The organism is Burkholderia sp. AW49-1 (genome assembly GCF_053427845.1).
Genome location: NZ_JBSAXF010000125.1, coordinates 1 through 326, shown reverse-complemented (window position 1 = coordinate 326; position 326 = coordinate 1). Strand labels below are relative to the sequence as shown.

Here is a 326-nt window from a genome sequence, read left to right as displayed (position 1 = left end):
TCGCTCGAGATGAAATTCTTCTGGTTCGTGAACGCCGGGTTCGTCTCGATCACATAGCTTGCGTTCGGCGCCGTGGTCGGTTTGAACAGCCCGCCCTGCGGAATCGTGAGGTTGTCGAGCACGTTCAGCGCGGTCGCGCTCGCGATGATCGGATTGACCGGCGCCTGCGGACCGCCATGCACCGACGACGCCCCGGACTTCACTCCGCTCGCGTTACCGCTCAAATTGCTCGGTGTGAGACCGGGCACCGACTGCCCCGGCAGCAAACCGAGCGACGGAATCGACGCATTACCCGCCGCGTTGTTGACACTGACACCCGTACCCGA

The 326-nt window shown here is 63.2% G+C and carries 1 protein-coding gene; it reads right to left on the bottom strand.

Annotation, left to right across the window (positions count from 1 at the left end; genetic code table 11):
• Positions 1-326: hypothetical protein (locus ACV22W_RS33700; protein WP_448023861.1), on the bottom strand; the 326-nt coding region annotated here is incomplete at both ends.